At 59.2% G+C, this 21,429-nt stretch carries 22 protein-coding genes; 7 read left to right on the forward strand and 15 right to left on the reverse strand.

From position 1 onward, the window contains the following. Positions 1–46: 46 nt before the first annotated feature. The 7 genes from AGR1_RS06695 to AGR1_RS06725 form a co-directional block, all read right to left on the reverse strand. Positions 47–880 carry a phosphatidate cytidylyltransferase gene (locus AGR1_RS06695; RefSeq protein ID WP_080790816.1) on the reverse strand — a complete coding sequence of 278 codons (834 nt, stop codon included), beginning with the start codon at positions 878–880 and terminating at the stop codon, positions 47–49. After that, positions 880–1,623: an isoprenyl transferase gene (locus tag AGR1_RS06700; protein WP_080790817.1), complete on the reverse strand. Its 744-nt coding sequence runs from the start codon at positions 1,621–1,623 to the stop codon at positions 880–882. Before AGR1_RS06700 ends, AGR1_RS06695 begins: the two co-directional genes overlap by 1 nt. A 65-nt stretch (positions 1,624–1,688) precedes the next feature. Beyond that, positions 1,689–2,246, reverse strand: a complete 558-nt coding sequence (frr, locus tag AGR1_RS06705) for a ribosome recycling factor (RefSeq protein WP_004441558.1) — start codon at positions 2,244–2,246, stop codon at positions 1,689–1,691. A 61-nt stretch (positions 2,247–2,307) separates the two neighbouring features. Beyond that, complete coding sequence (gene pyrH / locus AGR1_RS06710; protein WP_077982942.1) at positions 2,308–3,030, reverse strand: UMP kinase; 723 nt, start codon at positions 3,028–3,030, stop codon at positions 2,308–2,310. A gap of 97 nt (positions 3,031–3,127) precedes the next feature. Continuing rightward, complete coding sequence (gene tsf, locus AGR1_RS06715) at positions 3,128–4,054, reverse strand: translation elongation factor Ts (RefSeq protein ID WP_077982378.1); 927 nt, start codon at positions 4,052–4,054, stop codon at positions 3,128–3,130. A gap of 358 nt (positions 4,055–4,412) precedes the next feature. Next, complete coding sequence (rpsB, locus tag AGR1_RS06720; RefSeq protein WP_003496241.1) at positions 4,413–5,180, reverse strand: 30S ribosomal protein S2; 768 nt, start codon at positions 5,178–5,180, stop codon at positions 4,413–4,415. A 193-nt stretch (positions 5,181–5,373) separates the two neighbouring features. Beyond that, positions 5,374–6,216: a cell envelope integrity EipB family protein gene (locus AGR1_RS06725; RefSeq protein ID WP_149146529.1), complete on the reverse strand. Its 843-nt coding sequence runs from the start codon at positions 6,214–6,216 to the stop codon at positions 5,374–5,376. Positions 6,217–6,332: 116 nt separating this feature from the next. On the opposite strand from AGR1_RS06725, the gene AGR1_RS06730 reads away from it, so the two are divergent. Genes AGR1_RS06730 through AGR1_RS06745 form a run of 4 tightly spaced genes read left to right on the forward strand, consistent with a single transcriptional unit; the run spans position 6,333 to position 9,184 of the window. Beyond that, entirely contained in the window at positions 6,333–6,803 is a 471-nt protein-coding gene (locus tag AGR1_RS06730) for a RidA family protein (protein ID WP_020012414.1), read from the forward strand. Further along, the gene (locus AGR1_RS06735; protein ID WP_162927365.1) at positions 6,800–7,540 is read left to right on the forward strand and encodes a glycerophosphodiester phosphodiesterase; all 741 of its coding nucleotides are present in this window, start codon (positions 6,800–6,802) and stop codon (positions 7,538–7,540) included. Before AGR1_RS06730 ends, AGR1_RS06735 begins: the two co-directional genes overlap by 4 nt. Then, a complete protein-coding gene (locus AGR1_RS06740; RefSeq protein WP_149146530.1) occupies positions 7,537–8,730 on the forward strand; it encodes a GNAT family N-acetyltransferase in 1,194 nt (397 codons plus the stop codon). Before AGR1_RS06735 ends, AGR1_RS06740 begins: the two co-directional genes overlap by 4 nt. A gap of 22 nt (positions 8,731–8,752) precedes the next feature. Then, a complete protein-coding gene (locus AGR1_RS06745; RefSeq protein ID WP_149146531.1) occupies positions 8,753–9,184 on the forward strand; it encodes an HIT family protein in 432 nt (143 codons plus the stop codon). Between the two features lie 125 nt (positions 9,185–9,309). Here the strand turns inward: AGR1_RS06745 and AGR1_RS06750 are convergent, their stop codons facing one another. Then, the gene (locus AGR1_RS06750) at positions 9,310–10,161 is read right to left on the reverse strand and encodes an urea carboxylase-associated family protein (RefSeq protein ID WP_149146532.1); all 852 of its coding nucleotides are present in this window, start codon (positions 10,159–10,161) and stop codon (positions 9,310–9,312) included. Between the two features lie 110 nt (positions 10,162–10,271). Here AGR1_RS06750 and AGR1_RS06755 point away from each other — a divergent pair, with 110 nt between their 5' ends. Further along, the gene (locus AGR1_RS06755) at positions 10,272–11,135 is read left to right on the forward strand and encodes a LysR substrate-binding domain-containing protein (RefSeq protein ID WP_149146533.1); all 864 of its coding nucleotides are present in this window, start codon (positions 10,272–10,274) and stop codon (positions 11,133–11,135) included. A gap of 12 nt (positions 11,136–11,147) precedes the next feature. Here the strand turns inward: AGR1_RS06755 and AGR1_RS06760 are convergent, their stop codons facing one another. From AGR1_RS06760 to AGR1_RS06785, 6 genes are all read right to left on the reverse strand, one after another. Continuing rightward, the gene (locus AGR1_RS06760) at positions 11,148–11,492 is read right to left on the reverse strand and encodes an AzlD domain-containing protein (protein WP_020810566.1); all 345 of its coding nucleotides are present in this window, start codon (positions 11,490–11,492) and stop codon (positions 11,148–11,150) included. Next, on the reverse strand, positions 11,489–12,247 hold the full coding sequence (locus tag AGR1_RS06765) for an AzlC family ABC transporter permease (protein WP_149146534.1): 759 nt from the start codon (positions 12,245–12,247) through the stop codon (positions 11,489–11,491). The genes AGR1_RS06760 and AGR1_RS06765 overlap by 4 nt, the downstream gene beginning before the upstream one ends. 167 nt (positions 12,248–12,414) lie before the next feature. Continuing rightward, positions 12,415–14,928 carry an ATP-dependent Clp protease ATP-binding subunit ClpA gene (gene clpA / locus AGR1_RS06770; protein ID WP_080790824.1) on the reverse strand — a complete coding sequence of 838 codons (2,514 nt, stop codon included), beginning with the start codon at positions 14,926–14,928 and terminating at the stop codon, positions 12,415–12,417. Positions 14,929–14,938: 10 nt separating this feature from the next. Further along, a complete protein-coding gene (gene clpS, locus AGR1_RS06775) occupies positions 14,939–15,295 on the reverse strand; it encodes an ATP-dependent Clp protease adapter ClpS (protein WP_003502541.1) in 357 nt (118 codons plus the stop codon). A 283-nt stretch (positions 15,296–15,578) separates the two neighbouring features. After that, positions 15,579–18,167, reverse strand: a complete 2,589-nt coding sequence (locus tag AGR1_RS06780) for a PAS domain-containing sensor histidine kinase (protein ID WP_149146535.1) — start codon at positions 18,165–18,167, stop codon at positions 15,579–15,581. A gap of 166 nt (positions 18,168–18,333) precedes the next feature. Next, positions 18,334–18,615 (reverse strand): hypothetical protein, encoded by a 282-nt coding sequence (locus tag AGR1_RS06785; RefSeq protein ID WP_246669631.1) that lies wholly within the window; start codon positions 18,613–18,615, stop codon positions 18,334–18,336. Positions 18,616–18,849: 234 nt separating this feature from the next. Between AGR1_RS06785 and AGR1_RS06790 the strand changes: the two genes are divergently transcribed. Continuing rightward, the gene (locus AGR1_RS06790) at positions 18,850–20,100 is read left to right on the forward strand and encodes a flagellar biosynthetic protein FliO (protein ID WP_187772069.1); all 1,251 of its coding nucleotides are present in this window, start codon (positions 18,850–18,852) and stop codon (positions 20,098–20,100) included. 110 nt (positions 20,101–20,210) lie between these two features. Here the strand turns inward: AGR1_RS06790 and dksA are convergent, their stop codons facing one another. Then, on the reverse strand, positions 20,211–20,630 hold the full coding sequence (gene dksA / locus AGR1_RS06795) for an RNA polymerase-binding protein DksA (RefSeq protein WP_003496274.1): 420 nt from the start codon (positions 20,628–20,630) through the stop codon (positions 20,211–20,213). Positions 20,631–20,932: 302 nt separating this feature from the next. Here dksA and AGR1_RS06800 point away from each other — a divergent pair, with 302 nt between their 5' ends. Further along, positions 20,933–21,409, forward strand: a complete 477-nt coding sequence (locus AGR1_RS06800) for a histidine phosphatase family protein (RefSeq protein ID WP_236760873.1) — start codon at positions 20,933–20,935, stop codon at positions 21,407–21,409. The last annotated feature ends 20 nt before the right edge of the window (positions 21,410–21,429 follow it).

Genomic DNA, 21,429 nt, shown 5'->3' on the forward strand with positions numbered 1-21,429 from the left:
TGTGTTCATGACAATCTGCCCTTTGTGTCGTGACCTTTCGCGCCGCTCAGAAACCCGGCAACAGACCGCCGCCCGATCCGGGCACGTCGCCAGTTGCCGCCGCATGCACGAAAGCTATGAGGAATACCGCAAAACAGGCGAAAACAAGACCGTCAACTCGGTCCATGAAACCGCCATGGCCTGGAATGAGATGGCTGGAATCCTTGACCTGGAAACGCCGTTTCACGAAGGATTCGAAGAGATCGCCTATCTGGCTGAATACCGAAAGAACAAGAGCGAGCACCAGCACCAGCACGCTGATCCTGCCGTGATAGGCCATGGACACCGCGCCGCCGCCGATCACGGCCGCCACCGCCCCGCCGATGGCGCCAGACCAGGTCTTGCCGGGCGAGATCGAAGGTGCAAGCTTCGGCCCGCCAATGGCGCGTCCTACGAAATAGGCAAGAATATCCGTCGACCAGACGACGGCGAAGATGAACAGGATGGACACGAAGCCCGTCAGCTCGTCACCACGGATGGCCGAGAGCGATATGCCGCTCAGGCCCGCATAAAAAATACCACCCACCAGCCACCAGTTTTTGCCGCGCAGGATCGGAAACAGCGCAGCGGTCAGCGTGAAGCCGGATAATAGAGGCAGATCGAGCGAGGATTCGCCGAAGATCGTGTTACCGGCGATGACGGCAACCGCGAACCAGCCCCAGGCGTTGCCTGTCGGGTTCGACTCCGACAGTCGGCTAATCGTCGACCATTCATAATAGATGAGGATCGCCAGAAGGCCCGCAACGATGCGGAACAGAATGCCGCCATACCAGGTCGCGGCCAGAATGACCGCCGCCATGACGATTGCGGACACAATCCGCAGTCTAAGTTCACGGCTCATCAGGCACCTGCCACGGCAACCTGCTCGGTGAGTGCACCGAAGCGGCGGTCACGCGTTGCATATTGCTCGATTGCGGAGAAGAATCGCTGGCGGTCGAAGTCCGGCCAATATTCCGGAACGAACAGGAACTCGGAATAAGCAGCTTGCCAGAGCAGGAAGTTCGACAGGCGCTCTTCGCCGCTGGTGCGGATAATGAGATCCGGATCGGGCATACCCGACGTGTCTAGTCTGGCCGAAATCATCTCCGGCGTAATGGATTCGGCATTAATCCTGCCTTCGGCGACATCGCGCGCAATCGCCGCTGTCGCACGCGCAATCTCGTCGCGACTGCCGTAATTGAAAGCGATCACCAGCGTCAACTTGGTATTGCCGGATGTCATCTGCTCCGCCTCTTCGAGGAGAGCGCGTATGTCGTGCTTCAGCCCTTGCCGGTCGCCGATGATCCGCACGCGGACATTTTCGCGGTGCAGTTCCGCAAGATCACGCCGGATGAAGGCTTTCAAAAGCCCCATCAGATCGCTCACCTCGGATTCGGGTCTACGCCAGTTTTCCGAGGAGAAGGCAAAGAGCGTGAGATAGCGTATTCCGCAGTCGCCGGCCGCGCGAACGGTCTCGCGCACGGCCTCCACACCGCGGCGATGCCCCATCACGCGCGGAAGACCGCGCTGCTTTGCCCAGCGTCCATTGCCATCCATGATGATGGCAACGTGCTCGGGTATGGAGGAACGTGTCGTCGTCGGCATATCGATCCAGTAACAGGGCAGCGCGAAATTAAAACGAATAAAATACAGGTCTATCGCGAACGATATCAGACCTGCATGATTTCCTTTTCCTTCTCGGCAAGCAAGCGGTCAATTTCCGAAATCGTGTCATCGGTCATTTTCTGAACCTTTTCCGACTGTCCACGGCTTTCGTCCTGACCGATGTCACCGTCCTTTTCGGCTTTTTTCAGACCATCCATGCCATCACGACGCACATGGCGAATCGCCACCTTGGACTTTTCGGCATAATCATGGGCGACCTTCACCAGCGATTTGCGGCGCTCCTCGTTGAGTTCAGGCAGAGGAATGCGCAGGTTCTGGCCGTCGACGATGGGGTTGAGGCCGAGATTGGATTCGCGGATCGCACGGTCGACGGCGTTGACCATCGACTTGTCCCAGATGTTGACGCCGAGCATGCGCGGCTCCGGAACTGTGATGTTGGCCACCTGGTTGAGCGGCACACGCGAGCCGTAGGCATCAACGGTGACCGGGTCCAGAATATTGGCCGAAGCGCGGCCGGTGCGCAGCGACGCGATATCGCTCTTGAACGCATTGATGGCGCCATCCATACGGCGCTTGATATCGTTGAGGTCAACACCACTCATCTTGATACTCCATCTTGTCGGCCAGCGGCCGTAATCGCCCCTTGAGGCGTCATCGTTTTGATTATTTGTCGTGCACGATGGTCTTGCGGCCGCCGCCGGTCAATATCTGCGCAAAACCGCCCTTCTCGTGGATCGAGAAAACAATGATCGGAATGTGGTTTTCGCGGGCAAGCGCAACGGCGGCGACATCCATAACCGCCAGCCCCTTGCCGAGCACTTCACTGTGGGTCAGTTCGTCGAAACGGGTCGCCGTCGGGTCCTTCTTCGGATCGGCGGAATAGATGCCGTCCACCTGCGTGCCCTTGAAGATCGCTTCGGCGCCCATTTCGGCGGCGCGCAGTGCAGCAGCGGAATCAGTGGTGAAGAACGGGTTGCCCGTACCGCCGGCGAAAATCACCACGCGCCCCTGCGCGAGATGATGGAGCGCCGCACGTTGCGAGAAGCTTTCACAGATTTCAGGCATGGCGATTGCGGAAAGAACCACGGTATCGATGCTGAGCTTGCGTAGCGAGGTTGCAAGCGCCAGCGCGTTGATGACGGTCGCCAGCATGCCCATATGGTCGCCGGTAACGCGGTCGCCGCCCTTGGAGGCCACGGCGACACCGCGGAAAATATTGCCGCCGCCGACGACAACACCGACTTCGACGCCCATCGCCCTCGCCTGCGCGATATCGGAAGCGATGCGGTCAGCCACCGCCACATCGATACCGAAACCCTGATCGCCCATGAGGGCTTCACCGGAAGCCTTGAGAAGAACACGTTTGTAGATCGGCTTGGAAGACATCATGACTCCTCGGAAATGTAACCGAAACGCGGATACACGAAGGGCACCGCGTTGTCACGCGATGCCCTCCCGTTTTCCCAAGATTGGGTAAATATAATCAGCCCTTGGCGACGGCTGCGACTTCTGCTGCGAAATCGCTTTCTTCCTTCTCGACGCCTTCGCCGAGCAGCAGGCGAACCATACCCGTCACTTCGATGGAAGCGCCGGCTTCCTTTTCGGCTGCCTTGACGGCGTCGCCGACGGTCAGGTCAGGATTGATGACGAAAGCCTGCGACAGAAGGGCAACTTCTTCAAAGAACTTGCGCATGCGGCCATCGACCATCTTTTCGATGATGGCTTCCGGCTTGCCGGATTCGCGGGCCTGTTCGATGAACACGTTGCGCTCGCGCTCGGCAACGGCAGCGTCAACTTCTTCAGCGCGGATGGCGAGCGGGTTGGTCGCAGCGATGTGCATGGCAACCTGACGGCCGATGGAGTTCAGAACAGCCTTGTCGCCTTCCGACTTCAGGGCAACGAGAACGCCGAGCTTGCCGATGCCGTCGCCGGCAGCGTTGTGGATGTAGGTCGCAACAACGCCGTGCGGCACTTCGAGTGCAGCGGAGCGGCGGAGCGTCATGTTCTCACCGATGGTGGCAATCGCGTCCTTGATGCTGTCGGCAACGGACTTGCCGGTTGCCGGGTAGGTGGCGGCGGAAACCGCGTCAACGGTGCCATCGGTGGTGAGGGCGACCTGGGCGATACCGCGGATGAGGTCCTGGAACGCATCGTTGCGGGCAACGAAGTCGGTTTCGGAGTTCAGCTCGACAACAACAGCCTTGTGACCCATGGTGGCGACGCCGACCAGACCTTCGGCAGCCGTGCGGCCGGACTTCTTGTCGGCCTTTGCGATGCCCTTGGCGCGCAGCCAGTCGATTGCCGCTTCCATGTCGCCATTGGTCTCAGCAAGAGCCTTCTTGCAGTCCATCATGCCTGCGCCAGACTTCTCGCGCAGTTCCTTCACCATTGCGGCTGTGATTTCGGTCATTGTGTGCCTCTTATCGGTTCGATCGGTCAGCCGGCGGAATTTGCCGTGCCGAAGTTCTGGGTGATGACTGTACCCGGCCGCACACCCTCTGAAACCGGAGAGGATTTCAAAAAGGGGCATGCGCATTCCCAAGTGCTGCGGCGTCTCCATGCATCGTGATGATGGGTGCCGCTGAAGTATGACAGCGTTATGAAGACTGCCTTCCGTTTCAACCGCATCGGACGCCAGCGATTTCCTAAAAACGTGGCGGAGCGCTTGAAACGAACAAGGCCGTCAACCCATTGAAGGTCTTTGACGGCCTTGTCATATCCTGGTCGAGGAGACGGCGATGCAAGATCGCCGCCAGACAGGGCCTATATCAGGCGCCAGCCTCGTCTTCGAGAGCGGGCTCGATCGGAGCTTCTTCCGAAGCGCCGATGTCGCGGCCGGAAGCGCCCTGCTGACGGGCAATACCGTCGATGGCGGCACGGGCGATCAGGTCGCAGTAAAGCGAGATGGCGCGCGAAGCATCGTCGTTACCCGGGATCGGGTAGTCGATGTGATCCGGGTCGCAGTTGCTGTCGATGATCGCAACGACCGGAATGCCAAGGCGCTTGGCTTCTTCGATCGCGATCTTTTCCTTGTTGGTGTCGATGATGAACATCAGGTCCGGAACGCCGCCCATATCGCGGATACCGCCGAGAGCCTTTTCAAGCTTTTCGCGCTCGCGCTCGAGGTTCAGGCGTTCCTTCTTGGAGTAGCCGGAAGCTTCCGAGTTCAGGATCTCGTCGACCTTGCGCAGGCGCTGGATCGAGTTGGAGATGGTCTTCCAGTTGGTCATCATGCCGCCGAGCCAGCGGGAGTTGACGTAGTACTGGGCCGAACGCTTTGCGCTGTCGGCAATGATTTCGGACGCCTGGCGCTTGGTGCCGACGAACAGAACGCGGCCGCCGCGAGCGACGGTGTCGGACACGACCTGAAGGGCGCGCGACAGCATCGGAACGGTCTGAGCCAGGTCGATGATGTGAATGTTGTTACGGTCGCCGAAGATGTACGGCTTCATCTTCGGGTTCCAGCGGTGCGTCTGGTGGCCGAAGTGAACACCAGCTTCCAGAAGCTGGCGCATAGAAAAATCGGGCAATGCCATGCCTTGTTACTCCTTTTCCGGTTTAACCCCCGCGAAGCGAACAGCGCCGATTTTTCATCGACACCACCGGGCGGAACGGACCGGATTTCTCCCGGAACATCCCAAGCTTCGCGTGTGGAATGGTGAGCCGCATACAGTCGCCCGCATGAAAATGCAAGCATTTATGCGAAAAAACCGCTCAAACAGCCGCGTTTCAGCGGACAGGCTTGTTTTCGCAGGTTTCGGGCTTGAGAATATCGAGCTTCGCAAGCTTTCCCGTCAGAACGAAATCGCCGTAATCCATCGTCAGGTCGCGGGTGATTCCGTTTTCGTAAAGCTTGAACGACATGCGGTAGATCGGCAAAGCGTCGGTGCCGGTCTTGTCGTTGTAATAAGCGATCGTTACCGGCCAGAATGCCGCCTTGGCGAATTCGCCCGCCTTGCCGGCGTCGGCATCGCCATCCTTCGGCATCTGCGACTTGCCGACGAGCGTGGAGGTGATCAGGCTTTCATCGCCGTCGTCCGAACCGTCGAATATCCGGGATTCGAAGATGCGCTTTCCCTGTTTCGCATGTTCGATGACCTGAAACATATGCTGCGTCGGGAATTCGCTGGCGACAAGGCTGACCTGACGGGCATCCGGGCGGGTCAGATCGACCTTCACGCCATCGGTGCCGTCGATTGCCGCCCCCTGCACTTCCTTGTCCAGCTTGTCGTCGGTGTAGGACTTGGTTTCGAAGGTGAATTTCTTGGCCGTGAGATCCTCGAAGGTGGTCGTCTGCTGGTCGGTCATGCGCACCGCGTCGCCGGTGTTGATCTGCGTCACGAAACGGAAATCCGTCTTGTACCCCTGACAGGCCGAGCCGGTGAACTCATAGACCATGCGGCCCGTCATGCCCTCGATGCCGGATCGGTCAGACGCATCCTTGAGTTCAAGATCATAGACGGCGCGGTGGGCAATGAGATCCGGAGCCGCGACGGGCAAGGCGCTGGCGGCGTTCGACAGGCCGGTCATAAGCCCTGTTGCGGCAACGAAACCAAGCGTCCTGACAAACATGCAATATCTCCTGTTGGACTCGCCGCTCATATTGTACAAGCAACCGCCCGGCTTTTGGATCAACATCTTCTGAATGCCGGATTCTTGAAGGATTTACAACAAAACCGGAGACGAAAATGTCGGACGTCATCGAAGGCCGCCTCAAGGAACTTGGCTTCACGCTTCCCGTCGCCGCGGCACCAGCCGCAAACTACGTTCCGTTCGCCATCAGCGGCAATCTGCTTTATGTATCGGGTCAACTGCCGATGGAATCAGGCAAGATTGCGGTGACGGGCCTCGTTGGCCGCGATGTCGACGTGCCGGGCGCCCAGCGCGCGGCCGAATTATGCGCCGTCAACATTCTCGCACAGGTCAAGGCCGCTTTGAATGGTGACCTCTCGAAAATCCGCCGTGTCATCAAGCTGAATGGCTTTGTTGCTTCGGTTCCGGAGTTCGTGGAACAGCATCTCGTCATCAACGGCGCGTCCAATCTTCTCGCCAATGTTCTCGGGGATGCCGGCAAACATGCCCGCGCCGCCGTCGGCATGGCCTGCCTGCCCTTCAATGCCTCAGTCGAGATCGACGCCATCGTGGAAATCGACGTATGACGCTGAAACTCTCCTGGCTGACGGCGCAGCCCGTCGCCCATCGCGGTTATCATGATCTCAACAAGGCGGTCTGGGAAAACACGCTTTCGGCATTTTCCCGCGCCATCGAGGCCGGTTTCGCCATTGAATGCGACGTTCAGCTGGCAGCCGACAGCGTGCCGGTGATTTTTCACGACGACGACATGGCCCGCCTGACGGGCATCAAGGGCGACGTGCGCGAACGCACATCGGCTGAATTGTCGCTGCTTGCCGTCGGGCAGACCAAGGACCGCGTGCCTACCCTCAAGCAGCTTCTGGCGCTCTGCGCCGGCAAAGTGCCGCTGGTGATCGAGCTGAAGGGCCGTGCCGGCGAAGGCGTCGATGACGGTTTTGCCGAGGCGGTTCTGGAGGACCTCGAAGGCTACAAGGGCCATGTGGCGCTGATGAGCTTCGACCATCATCTGCTGCGGGACCTGAAGGCTGCCGGTTCACCCTGGCCGCTGGGCCTCACCGCCGAAGGCGACAAGCCGGAAGACTTCTTCAAACATGATGAAGCGATGCAGCTGGGGCTCGATTTCATTTCCTATCATTGGGGTCATCTGCCCAACAGCTTTATCGAGGCGCAAAGAAAACTCGGGCTTCCGGTGATTACCTGGACGGTCAGGGATGAAAATGCGCGCGAGACTACCTATAAATATGCGGACCAGATGACATTCGAAGGTTTCGACCCGAGAGAGAACCCATCCGCGACGGCATGACAGAAGACTATTCCATCAGCATTGCGCAATCCTTTGGGGATATCGATCCGGAAAGCTGGAAACGGCTTTCCGGAACATCGCGCAATGCATTAGGAAAACACTACAACCCTTTTATCTCCCATGAATTTTTATCGTCTATGGAAGAGTCAGGGTCAGCGACAGCCAAGACCGGCTGGCTTGGGCACCATCTTCTTCTCGAAAACGCCTCCGGTGTGCTCGTCGGCGCAGTGCCGGCCTATCTGAAGAACCACAGCAAGGGCGAATACGTCTTCGACCACGGCTGGGCGGATGCTTTCGAGCGGGCCGGCGGGCATTATTACCCGAAACTGCAATGTTCAGTGCCCTTCACGCCGGCGACCGGGCCAAGGCTGCTCGTTTCAGAAAACGAAGACGAGACTCGCTTCAAGGCGTTACTGGCCTCCGGTCTCGCGCAGGTGACTGAAAAGATCGGCGTTTCCTCGGCACATGTCACATTTTTGGAAGAGAGCGATCTTTCCGCCCTTCTGCCGCGCGATTTCCTGCACAGGACTGACCAGCAGTTCCACTTCATCAATGATGGCTATCGCGACCACGATGATTTTCTTGACGCCCTTTCCTCACGCAAGCGCAAGGGGCTGAAGAAAGAACGCCGCACCGCACTCGAAAACGGCATCGAGATCGACTGGCTGACTGGAAGCGACCTGACCGAGGATATCTGGGACCAGTTCTTCGCCTTCTACATGGATACCGGCAGCCGCAAATGGGGCCGGCCTTATCTGACGCGGGAGTTTTATTCGCTGATCGGCGAACGCATGGCCGATGATGTGCTGCTGGTAATGGCGAAACGCGAGGGGCGCTATATTGCCGGTGCGATCAACTTCATCGGCTCGGACGCGCTTTATGGTCGCCACTGGGGCTGCATCGAGGATCACCCCTTTCTGCATTTCGAGGTCTGTTATCATCAGGCAATTGATTTCGCGCTTTCCAGGGGATTGAAACGGGTGGAAGCTGGCGCTCAGGGCGAACACAAGCTGGCGCGGGGTTATGTGCCGGTCACCACCCATTCGGCGCATTTCATCGTGCATCCGGGCCTGCGCCGCGCCATTGCCGATTATCTTCAGCGCGAGCGCGAAGAGGTCGAGCATATCGGCGATTATCTTGATGAACACACGCCCTTCCGCAAGGGCGAGAGACAGGAACCGGACGTATAGTCCGCCATGAGGAGAGATCACGATGACGGCCAGCGCCTATGACGACAACAATATCTTCGCAAAAATACTGCGCGGCGAAATTCCGAGCCACAAGCTTTACGAGGACGAGTATACGCTTGCTTTCATGGATGTCATGCCGCAGGCCCCCGGCCATTTCCTCGTTGTTCCCAAGACCGGCTCCCGCAACCTGCTCGATGCCGACCCGGAAGTGCTGGCGAAAACCATTCCTGTCGTGCAGAAACTCGCCGTGGCGGCCAAGGAAGCCTTCGATGCGGATGGCGTCTTTATCGCGCAGTTCAACGAGCCGGCGGCTGGCCAGACCGTTTTCCATCTGCATTTCCACGTCATTCCGCGCAAGGAAGGTGAGCCGCTGAAGCCGCATTCCGGCGTGATGGCCGATGGCGACATATTGAAGGCCCACGCGGAGAAGATAAAGGCCGCGCTTGCTTCGTGATGGTTGCCTGGTATGCGACTTTATCCTCGGCCTTGCGCCGAGGACCCAACCTCGTATCTGAAATCAATCGGTTGCAAATGCTCGGGACAGGCGCGAGCATGACGAAGGAGCGGTTTTCGGACTGATCATTCCGGAGAGCGGTAAGCATTTCTCTCCGGCCACGGCCAGCCTTCAAGCGCCGTCATATCGGGCCGGAATATTTCCACCTTCAGCGGATAACAGGCCGCCGTATCGCTCGAATGCGTGGCGCTGCAATCACCACCCGGACAGGCGGAAAGCGCGCCGATAAGATCGATCTCGGCAAAAAGCTCCAGATAATCACCCGGACGCACGGGGCTCGCCTTCATGAAATACTGGTGTGTGTCGCGGGTGAAACCCGTGCACATGAAGACATTGAGGACATCATGCACATGCGGCTCCGCCTGCCGGAATGACAGGCCGCTGGCGGAGGCCAGCGCGTTGGTCAGATTGGAATGGCAGCAATGGTGGTAGTCGCCGCCGCTCAGCAGCCTGTTGGTATAGGGATCGCAGCGTGTGCCAATCACATCATGCACACCGCCGCCGTCTTCGTCGAAACCATACCATGACAGCGTGTCATGCGTGATCGTCGCCATCGGCCGCAGGGACGGCAGGTTGCTCCACAGCCGGTTGCCGACCGAAACATGGGTGGCGTGCAGGGCGCGGGTCTTGCCGCTGAAAAACCGCTCGGTCAGATCATGGGCGTTCCAGAGGTTCAGGTCTCCGACCTGCGGACCTTCAACGCTTACGATGCGAAAGAAATGCCCCTTCGGAACGTTGAAAGTGCGGCCGTCACGCGGCGGCACGATGACCTCATCGATCTTCTCCATGCTTCGTTTGGCTTCTTCCAGACGCGCGAGGTCCGGCATTTCAAGCGTCCCGTTCGGATAAACAACAACAGGACGGACGGCGCGGCGTTCAGCGGCGTCGACGGGTTCGGTGGCGGGCATGGGGGTCATGAAATCCTCGGACAATCAAAATCTCGAGGCGAAATTGCGTCATGAGCGCCCGCCTGACAAGACGGGTTTTTCTTGCGCTCAGCCCAAGTCTTACTTACCCTTGAGAGACCATGAAATTACCGCCGCTCACCACCCTCCGGGCATTCGAAGCCGCGGCCAGAAGAACGAGTTTCTCTCTGGCTGCGCAGGAACTCGGCATGACGGCAACTGCCGTCAGCCAGCATGTGCGCAATCTGGAGGCCTGGCTCGGTGTAGCGCTGTTCGAGCGGCATGCGAGGGGTGTGAGGCTTACCCCGGCCGGAAAGGAATTCGGCACGACGGTTTCGACCGCCCTACGCCAGATTGCCTCTGGCGCCGACCGGATCCATCAGGGCCGTGACCGCATGACCGTTCGCCTTGCCAGCCTGCCCTCAGTCGTCGCGCATTTTCTGACGCCCCGCCTGCCTCGCTTTCGGGCGCTTTACCCCGATATACAGGTATCCATCAGCTATTCCGGCGCGCATCACGCAATACCGGCCGATCTCACCATAGGACATGGCGTCGCCTCCGGGGAAAATGCGGTCGCGCTTTTCAGCGCAGAGACGCGGCCGACATGCGCGCCGGGCTATGTCGCTAAACTCGGTCCTTTTGACAATGTAGACAGCCTGTTACGAGCGGAATTGCTGCATGACGACACCGAGGCGGCCTGGCAGAACTGGTTCGCAGCCGGGGGAATATCCCTGCCCGATAACGCCGGTCCGGTTTTTGCGGATTTCAATCTGCTCGTGACCGCGCTCAAAGCCGGTCAAGGCATTGGCCTCTGCCCGACGGCGCTGTTTCACCAAGAGATCGCCGAAGGTCAACTGACCGTGCTCTTCGATCGGGCGACGGATACAGAGAAATATTACTGGCTGATGGAAGCAGACGAGATGACCGCACCGGCTAGACTTCTTGCGGATTGGCTTGTTGCGGAATCCCGCCGGAGCAGTCTCTGACGTAAACCAATCTCAGAAACCGAGCGCGAACAACCCACCCGCCAGAAGCAGGATCGGCACCGCCACACCAACGATGACCCGCTGGCCCGCCATCAAAAAAGCGATGAAACCGAGTGCGGCAGCGCCGATGCGCAGCCACAGGGGCGATGCTTCCAGCGTTCCGGTTGGAAAGACGATGAGCTTGGCGGTGACGGCCATGACGAGCGCCGTGGCGACGGCCCTCACCCAGTGCAGCGCTTCGGAATCCTCCTTCAGGCGGTTACCGGCGAGAACGCCGAGCCAGCGCCAGAGATCGGTCGCCAGCCAGCCGGCAATCGCGATGAAGAGATAGGGTGCCCACCAATGTTCGGTCATCATGGTTCGCTCTCCGGTGAGACGGGTTTTATCCGGCGGCGGAACACGAGGCGGTCGATCAGATAGGCAGCCGTGCCCCCGCCTATCCCGGCATAGAGAATATCGAATTCCGGCGCGATGACCGCGAAGGCAGGCCCGGCGATAACGCCGATGACGAAGGCGACCTTGACGACGGAATGGCGGGCCGAAGCCCAGATCGAGGCCACGAAATAGACCGGTGTGAGAAAAAACAGCATGCCGGCGACGAGTGGTGGAAAGGCGGCGACAACACCGTAACACAGGCCGACGATGATGGCATTGACCACGGTAAGCGTCATGCCAAAACCGGCGAACCAGGCGGCGCGCGCTTCACGCGGCACCCTGGAGAGGTTCTGCGTGGCAAAAACCCAGGCCGTGATCGCAACGAAATGCGAGAGGAACAGCAAAATCCATGTTGGCGTCTTCGCGCCGCGCATTTCCGGAACGATGGAGGCGACCATCGGCATCATCCTGACCGACGACAGCGTTACCGCCAGAAAACAGGCGGCAAGATTTGCGCCGCCGACCATCGAGCCGATCAGGATCATCTTGGCCGGCAGGGCCCAGATCATCAGTGTCATGAACACGGCTTCACCGCGCGCGACACCGGATTCCAGCGCGAAGGCACTGAAACCGACGAAAGATGTCATCAGAATGAGCGAGGGCAGCGAAAATATGCCCCGCATTCCCCGGAAAAACCAGCCGCTCAGGGGGATGGTATCGCTGTCGGCAGTCTGCATTGCTGACCCACTTGTGCATGTCACCCGAAACTGTGCCGCAGCTTCGGGGTAACGTCATGCATAAAACAAAAAAGAGCGTCGCAGGCATCAGGGAAAAACGCGACGCGCTTCATACATGAAAATGCCGGGCTTTCGCCCGGCATCGGTTTATCGGTCGAAGACCTTGATCATTTCTTCTTCGGCACTTTCGGCACCGTGTTAGCCTTGCGCCGCGGCTTGTTGTCATCGTCCGACTTGTCGGCCTCGGCAACAAGGACATCCGTCTCTTCATTGACCTTCGCCGCCTTGGAAGCAGGTTTCGTCTTGGCCTTTGCCTTGCCGGGCGATTTGGCCGCTTTCAGTTCGGCCTCCGGTTGCGGCTTGACGGGTGCGGTCTCCGGCAGAACCTCGAGTATGAGACCTTCGGAGCCGTCATCCTTCTTGCCGACGGTGACGCTGACGACGCCGCCCTTCTTGAGCTTGCCGAACAGGATTTCATTGGCAAGCGGCTTCTTGATGTTCTCCTGGATCACGCGCGACAGCGGGCGGGCGCCCATCTTCTCGTCGTAACCCTTCTCCGCCAGCCAGGAGATCGCATCTTCATGCAGATCGAAGGTGACGTTGCGCTCGGAGAGCTGGGTTTCCAGCTGCATGACGAACTTCTGCACGACCTTGTGGATAACGGCGGTCGGCAGCGGCGAGAACGGAATGATCGCATCCAGACGGTTGCGGAACTCCGGCGTGAACAGGCGGTTGATCGCCTCTTCGTCCTCTCCCGTGCGGCGCGAAGAGCCGAAACCGATCGCCGATTTCGCCATCTCGGATGCACCCGCATTGGTCGTCATGATCAGGATGACGTTGCGGAAGTCAATCTTCTTGCCGTTATGGTCGGTCAGCGAGCCATGGTCCATCACCTGCAACAGGATGTTGTAGATATCAGGATGCGCCTTTTCGATTTCGTCCAGCAGTACCACGGAATGCGGATGCTGATCGACGCCATCGGTCAGGAGACCGCCCTGATCGAAGCCGACATAACCGGGAGGCGCACCGAGCAGGCGCGACACGGTATGACGCTCCATATACTCCGACATGTCGAAGCGCAGCATCTCGACGCCGAGCGAAGCGGCAAGCTGCTTGGCCACTTCCGTCTTGCCCACGCCCGTCGGGCCGGAAAAGACATAGGAGCCGATTGGCTTGTTCGGTTCTCGCAGGCCCGCACGCGCCAGCTTGATGGCCGTCGCGAGCGCTTCGATCGCGATATCCTGACCATAAACGACGGAGCGCAGTTCCTTTTCGAGGTTGGCGAGAACCATCTCGTCATCCTTCGACACCGTCTTCGCGGGAATACGGGCCATCGTCGCGATGGTGGCCTCGATTTCCCGTTCGGTGATCAGCTTGCGACGCTTGGAAACAGGCAGCAACATCTGCGCCGCACCGGTTTCGTCGATCACGTCAATCGCCTTGTCCGGCAGCTTGCGGTCCGAGATATAGCGGGCCGACAGCTCCACAGCAGCCTTGATCGCCTCATTGGAATATCTGAGGTGATGGTAGTCCTCGAAATAGGGCTTCAGGCCCTTCATGATCGCGATCGCATCATCGATGGAAGGTTCGTTGACGTCGATCTTCTGGAAGCGACGCACCAGCGCACGGTCCTTTTCGAAGAACTGCCGATATTCCTTATAGGTGGTCGACCCGATGCAGCGGATTGCACCCGAAGACAGCGCAGGCTTCAAGAGGTTCGATGCATCCATCGCGCCGCCGGAAGTGGCGCCCGCACCAATCACGGTGTGGATTTCATCGATGAACAGAACCGCGCCCGGAAACTCCTCGAGTTCCTTGACGACCTGCTTCAGGCGCTCTTCGAAATCACCGCGATAACGGGTGCCGGCAAGCAGCGTGCCCATGTCGAGCGAAAAGATCGTGTCATTGGCGAGCGCCTCCGGCACCTTGCCTTCGACGATACGCTTGGCCAACCCCTCGGCGATCGCCGTCTTGCCAACGCCTGGATCACCCACATAAAGCGGGTTGTTCTTGGAGCGGCGGCAGAGGATCTGGATCGTCCGGTTAACCTCGTCGTGGCGGCCGATCAACGGGTCGATCTTGCCGTTCTTGGCCTTCTCGTTGAGATTGACGCAATAGGCCTTCAGAGCATCCTGCTGCTTCTTGGCGGAGGAACCGTCCTCTTCCGGATTGCTTCGGTTCGGCTTGTTCTCGCTTTCCGGCTCATCGGCGCCGCGCGGCGTGCGCGTCTGCGATGTGCCGGGGCGCTTACCAATGCCGTGGGAGATGTAGTTGACCGCGTCGTAACGGGTCATTTCCTGTTCCTGCAGGAAATAGGCGGCATGGCTCTCGCGCTCGGCAAAAATCGCCACGAGCACGTTGGCGCCGGTCACTTCCTCGCGGCCGGACGATTGAACATGGATGACGGCCCGCTGGATGACGCGCTGGAAGCCGGATGTGGGCTTGGAATCCTCGTCATAACCGGTGACGAGGTTGGTCAATTCATTGTCGACGTAATCGCTGACAGTCTTGCGAAGAGCATCGAGATCGACATTGCAGGCGCCCATGACGGCTGCGGCATCCGCGTCGTCAATCAGCGCCAGAAGGAGATGTTCGAGCGTCGCATATTCGTGGTGACGCTCATTTGCAAAGGTCAGTGCCTGGTGCAGCGCCTTCTCGAGACTCGGGGAAAAAGTTGGCACGTTGCGATCCTCATTTCTTTTCCATGACGCATTGCAGCGGATGCTGGTGCTGTCGGGCGAAATCCATGACCTGGCTTACTTTCGTCTCTGCGACCTCATATGTAAACACCCCGCATTCGCCCACGCCGTGCTGGTGCACGTGCAGCATGATGCGGGTTGCAGCCTCGCGATCCTTCTGGAAAAACCGTTCCAGAATATGGATGACGAATTCCATGGGAGTGTAATCGTCATTCAGTAAAAGAACACGGTACAAATTCGGTCTTTTCGTTTTCGGCTTGACGCGGGTGATAACAGACGTTCCGCGGTTGGTGCCGCCGCCGTCTTCCCCTTCGCCCTCGCCCTGCATGTAGATCGGCTTAGCGATCATCTTTCATCATTCTCCAAACTGTTCTCAAACCGACAGCTGATTGCCAGGAGGGAGAACTTCGCCTCTCCATATCTAGGTCGTTGAGATGCGATTTTAAGCCCCTTGCGCAACGGTGCAATCACTATTGCGTTTGCCAGGAGGCAAACCTCGGGAAAAGTGCCGATATGGGGGCAGCGAGGGCGCTGGAAAACACAGGCCCGTCGTCGAGGTGCATTTTTCAAGCCCGATGCAAATGGATGCGACAGGTCGCGGCGCAGCCGAATCCGGTTCGCCGCCGCCGGTCTTATTCCTTTTCGTCGAGCATTTCCCGAACAGCGATGGCCAGCTGCTTGAGCGAGAAGGGCTTCGGCAGGAAACCGAACTTGGCGTCGGCAGGCAGGTTCTTTGCGAAGGCATCTTCGGCATAACCCGAAACAAAGATGAATTTCAGGTCCGGATAGGATTTGCGCAGTTCTCTCAACAGCGACGGACCGTCCATTTCCGGCATCACGACGTCGGAAACGACGATATCGACCTTGCCTTCCAACTCCTCCATCACCTCCAGAGCTTCGGTGCCGGAGCCGGCCTCGTGCACGGTATAGCCGCGGGTTTCCAGCATGCGCTTGCCGCCGCGCCGCACCGCTTCCTCATCCTCCACCAGAAGCACGACGGCGGATTTGCCGGTGAGGTCCAGCGGCTCTTCCTTCACCGGCTCGGCTGCGATGGCCGGAGCAAGCGCCGCCGCGCCGGGCTGCTGCCCGTTGTTCTGAACGGCCTCCACCACATGGCGCGGCAGGTAAATGCGGAAGGCGGTGCCCTTGCCCACCTCCGATTCGGGATAGATGTAACCGCCCGACTGTTTGACGATGCCATAGACCATGGACAGGCCAAGACCGGTGCCTTTGCCAACTTCCTTGGTGGTGAAGAAGGGCTCGAAAATCTTGTCCATGATCTCCGGCGGAATGCCCGTGCCGTTATCGGCGACTTCCACCATCACCATGTCCTCGGCCGGGAATTCCGGACGGCCAAGTGCGGCGATTTCCTTCGCGTCGACGTTACGCGTGCGGATGGTGATCTTGCCGCCGTCGGGCATAGCGTCGCGCGCATTGACGCAGAGATTGATAAGCACCTGCTCAAATTGCGAGAGATCCGTCTTCACTGGCCAGAGATCGCGGCCATAATCGACCTCCAGCTTGACATTCGTGCCGGAAATAAGCCTGTCCACCAGCATGCGCAGATCGCCGATCACATCCGTCAGGTTGAGGATGGCCGGACGCATGGTCTGCTTGCGCGAGAATGCCAGAAGCTGGCGCACCAGCACGGCCGCGCGGTTGGCGTTGCGCTTGATCTCCATGAGGTCGGCGAAGCTCGGATCGGCTGGCCGCGCCTGCAGCAGCAGATGATCGGAAGACAGCAGAATGGCGGTGAGCACATTGTTGAAATCGTGGGCGATGCCCCCCGCCAGCGTACCGACCGCATTCATCTTCTGGGTCTGCGCCATCTGGGTCTCGAGCGCCTTCTGCTCCGTCACCTCGATGGCATAGACGATCGCCACCTCTTCCGGCGCTTCATCATCCTGATCGATGACAGCGTTGACGTAGAATCGGAAATGCCGGCCTTCGTCACTCGGGTGACGGGAATCGAAGGGGGCGATATCGCCCTGGCGGTCCTTGGCCTCGGCCAGCGCCTGCTCGAGCCTCGGCTTCTCATTGTCGTGAAGGATGGTTTCAAGCGCCACGCCGCGATCGATATCGTCGCGTCCGACAACGCCGGAAAACAATTTCAGGAAGGGCGCGTTGATCCGCAGGATGCGGCCTTCGCCATCGAGCGAGGCGATCGCCATCGGCGTATTGTTGAAAAAGCGGGTGAAACGCATGGCGGAGGAGGATTCCGTATCCTCCTGCCCCTTGGGGCGCTTCAGGACGATGGTGCGACTCTCACCGGGGGCGCCATCCTTCGAGGTGACCTGATGCACGAGGCGAGCCGGCATGCTCTGCCCGTTCACCCGGCGCATGTCGAGGTCGAGGATTTCAGTGCGCTTCGCCGTGCCCTGCGGATGCACCGATTCGATAAGCGCCATACCCTCGCCAGCGACGATATCGGAAACGGTCATGGAACCGGGTGAAAACTGCGCAAGATCGATGCCCAGCCATTCCGACAGGGTGGCGTTCAGATAAACGATCTCGCCCTTGCGTCCGGCGGAAAAGAAACCGGCCGGGGCGTGATCGAGGTAATCGATGGCGTTCTGCAATTCGCGGAAAAAGCGCTCCTGATCCTCGCGCTCCGGCGTGATATCGGCGATCTGGAAGACGTGCAGCCCCTCGCCGCCGGCATCCTTCAGCACCCGCCCTTTCAGCCGGTACCAGTGCGGCCCCGCATTGGAATCCTCGCCCAGCGGTTTCAGCAGCCGGAATTCTTCGTAGCCCTCGCGGCCTTCGCGCAACACGTTGATAAGCCGGTAAAGCGCTTCGGTCGATTCCCGGCTGCGCGACAGGAGCGTTTCGAGACTCTGGATATCGCTCGCCTTGGTGGTGCCACTCATCCGGCAATAGGTGGCGTTGGCATAGACCATATGCCCCTTGGCGTCGGTTATCAGCGTGCCTTCGGGATGGGCAGAGAGAAAGCGGCGGGCAAGGCCGTCCGATTGCGACTGCGGCATGACCTCGATGAAGCCGATGATCGACGAGACCAGAAAGAAGATGCCCATCATGGCCAGCACGCCGAGTATGCCGAGCACGATTTCGTTTTCCAGCGAATCCCTGAAATAGACAAAGGCGGCGGCCGCCGCGATCAGAACCAGCGCCAGAAGCAGAATGCGCAAGACGGTGCCGGAACGGGCGCGCCTGTCCACCAGCGGAAGGTCGTTGTCGCTTGTCTCGCGCACCCGTGTCATCTTGGCCTCGCAGTCGTGCAGGTCTTCATTCGGTCAGCCCTATTCCCTTGACGGAATCGGACACTAAAATTTCTTGTAGCAACTCGCTTGACCGGCAAAAAGCTCCGCCAGGACACAAAGGCTTAAAAACGCACAGCGAAAACGGCCTGAAAGGTGTATAAAAGCCTTAAAAGACTAATGCCTCGTACAAGTCAGTTCCTTCACCTGACATTGAATGCGCGGCGCGGGAACAGACGATCTTGCCGTCAGCGACGGTACAAACCGAGCATCCGTCCGTGAAGTCGAGGCAGGAGGGATTATCGCGCACGAACTCCGCCATGGTCGCTGAGCGATCCGGTGCCTTGTCTTCGGCCCTCACGATCGAATGCGGCGACGCGAAAAGCGATAGCAGCAAAACAACCGTGAAACGCCGGGCAAGGGAGCCGTCAATGCGCAATGCTTGGAACATTCAGAACCGCTCCTTTGGCAAAAGAATTGCAACTTTCACTGCCTCTCAGCATTGAAGGACGAGATGAGGCGCTTTGGTGGCGTTTCTACGTTTGAGGCGGCAATCCTGTGGGCGAAATCAATAAACCTTGTCTCGCGCCTAAAAAAATCGTCTTTTCCTGCTTGATGTTCACATTATAAGAACCACGGCAATATTAATTGCCCAAGAAACGAAAAAGCCAAAAAATCTGAAGGGATGATCTCCATGATGGAAGATTTTATCGGCGCTTATGGAAACCGTCTCATCGTCGCCGTTGTTGGTGTGGGTGTGGCCCTGATCATTCTGGCGATTGCGCTGTGGCTTCTGCGCAGACGCAGCGGTTCGGCCCCTTTCATTCGAGGCGGACGCAACCGGCAGCCGCGCCTGCAGGTCCTCGACGCGACGGCCGTGGACGCACGCCGCCGTCTGGTGCTGGTGCGCCGTGACAATGTCGAGCATCTCGTCATGATCGGCGGTCCGACCGATATCGTCATCGAAAGCGGTATAGGCGCGATCCCTATTGTCAGGGACGTGCAGGAGCCGGAATTGAAGGCGCTCCCGCGCCAGGAAAGCGAGCAGAAGAGAGCCGAACCGGCGATCCAGCAGGAACGTCGCCCCGCCCTGCCGCAACAGCAGCCCGTTGCGGCTGCGGATCCCGTTTCCGTGCCTGAAGAACCCGTGAAGCAAGCACAGCGGCCGGAGCCGTTGGCACCTGCGCCGTCCCCGCGTCCAGCACCCGTTGCGGCGGCCGCCGCTCAGCTTCCTCCACGCCCATCGACCCGGCCGCAGCGCCTACCCACGCCTGTGCCGGCGCGCGAAACCGCGCCGCCGGCACGACAGGCGGCACCCGAGCGAGAGACCGCGCGCGCCACACCGCCGCCGATACCGGTTGCAACGGCTTCGGTCGCTGCCGTCTTGCCGATGGCGGCGGCATCGCTCGACATGGCGGCGGCCCGAACGGAACCAAGGCGTGCCGAGCCCGTCGTGCAGGCTCCGGCGCCGGTCGCACCGCCGATCCCTGCACAGGGTCCCGTCGAGGCAAAGGCGGAAGAACGGACTGCGGAATTCGCCCCGCCAGTCTTTGCCGCGCGAGAGCCGGTGATCGACCAGTCCATCGCCGCCGATTTTCTCGACGCTGCCCGTAACCGCGTTCTTCCGGATATGAAACCGGAACAAACAGCGACGCCCGCACCTTTTCCGCCCAAGCCTGGAAATCCGGTTCTCGCTTCCAATGACGCCGAGCCGAAATTTTCCGATGAGCTCGCCAGTGATTTCGAAAGCTTCCTCGAGGCGGAGATCGCCAAGAGCAAGGAGGCGGATAACGAGCCGTCCGTTGCCCCTGTCGCGGAAAAGCAGGCCAAGACCCAGCCCGCCTCCCCGCCTGTCACCGGCGCTTCACCGGATGGAGACATGCAGAAGGAAATGGCGCGTATCTTCGGAGAACTTTCCGTGACCTGCGACCGCTGACGGGCGCGGGTCTTGCGACCAGAAGTTCGGAACAGAAAAGGGCACGGAAGCGATTTCCGTGCCCTTAATTTATTTGTCATGCGATTTGCCAACCTGCCGGCCGCAGCGCCTTATTCGTCGCGATAGACTTTTTCGCGACGCTCGTGACGCTCCTGCGCCTCGATGGAAAGCGTTGCAATCGGGCGGGCGTCCAGACGCTTGAGGCCGATAGGCTCGCCCGTTTCCTCACAGTAACCGTAAGTACCGTCTTCGATCCGCTGAAGAGCAGCATCGATCTTGGAAATCAGCTTGCGCTGACGGTCGCGGGCGCGAAGTTCGATTGCCCGGTCCGTTTCGGAAGAAGCCCGATCGGCGAGATCAGGGTGGTTGGCGCTTTCTTCGGCGAGATGTCCGAGGGTCTCGCGCGCTTCTCTCAGGATGTCATTTTTCCAGGCGACCAGCTTCGCGCGGAAGTAAGCCCGCTGGCTGGCATTCATGAACTCATCGTCTTCCGAGAGCACATATTTGCTAAGATCGATCTTCTCACTCAACGCGATTCTCCTCGAAGAACATCTCAATGCGGCGGTGTATACTCCAATGATAGTCAACGATTCAAGTCTGCAGATCAGTTTTCAGGCATTTTTAAAACTGACACAAAAATCATCTAAATGACTAATTTTTATCCTTTATTCGTATTGAAGCGAACTCTTCTTCAATCACTTCAACGCGACTTACCAACAGGAAAGAGGACTTGCGGTCCTGCAACCCTATCCTGTAGCATTCAAGTTGTGTCCTGACATTCGAACGCCGGTCCCCGCCCTTGACAGCATCTTCCCCGAGCCGAGTTTATCTTCTGCGCCACGCCAAGGCCGCCTGGGCGGCGCCGGGAGAACGGGATTTCGACCGGGGATTGAACGAAGCGGGTTTTGCCGAGGCGGAGGTCATTGCCGACCTTGCCGCCGACCGGCGCTACCGTCCCGATCTGCTTCTATCATCCACCGCCGCGCGCTGCCGGCAGACTACGCAGGCGTGGCAGCGTGCCTTCAACGAAGGCATAAACATCTCGTACGTCGATGAGATGTATAATGCCCGCAGCGAGACCTATCTGTCGCTCATCGCCGCGCAAACGGAGGTGCAGTCGGTGATGCTGGTGGGGCACAACCCCACCATGGAAGCAACGCTGGAGGCCATGATCGGCGAGGATCTGCTGCATGCCGCCCTGCCCTCGGGTTTTCCGACATCGGGTCTTGCGGTTCTGGATCAGGACGACAGCGCGGCAGGTGGGAAAAATCGCTGGCGACTGATCGATTTCCTGGCACCAGGCAAATAGTAACCGCCGCGCACACCAAA

It is taken from the genome of Agrobacterium sp. B1(2019) (genome assembly GCF_008274755.1).
Taxonomy (GTDB): Bacteria; Pseudomonadota; Alphaproteobacteria; order Rhizobiales; family Rhizobiaceae; genus Agrobacterium; species Agrobacterium salinitolerans.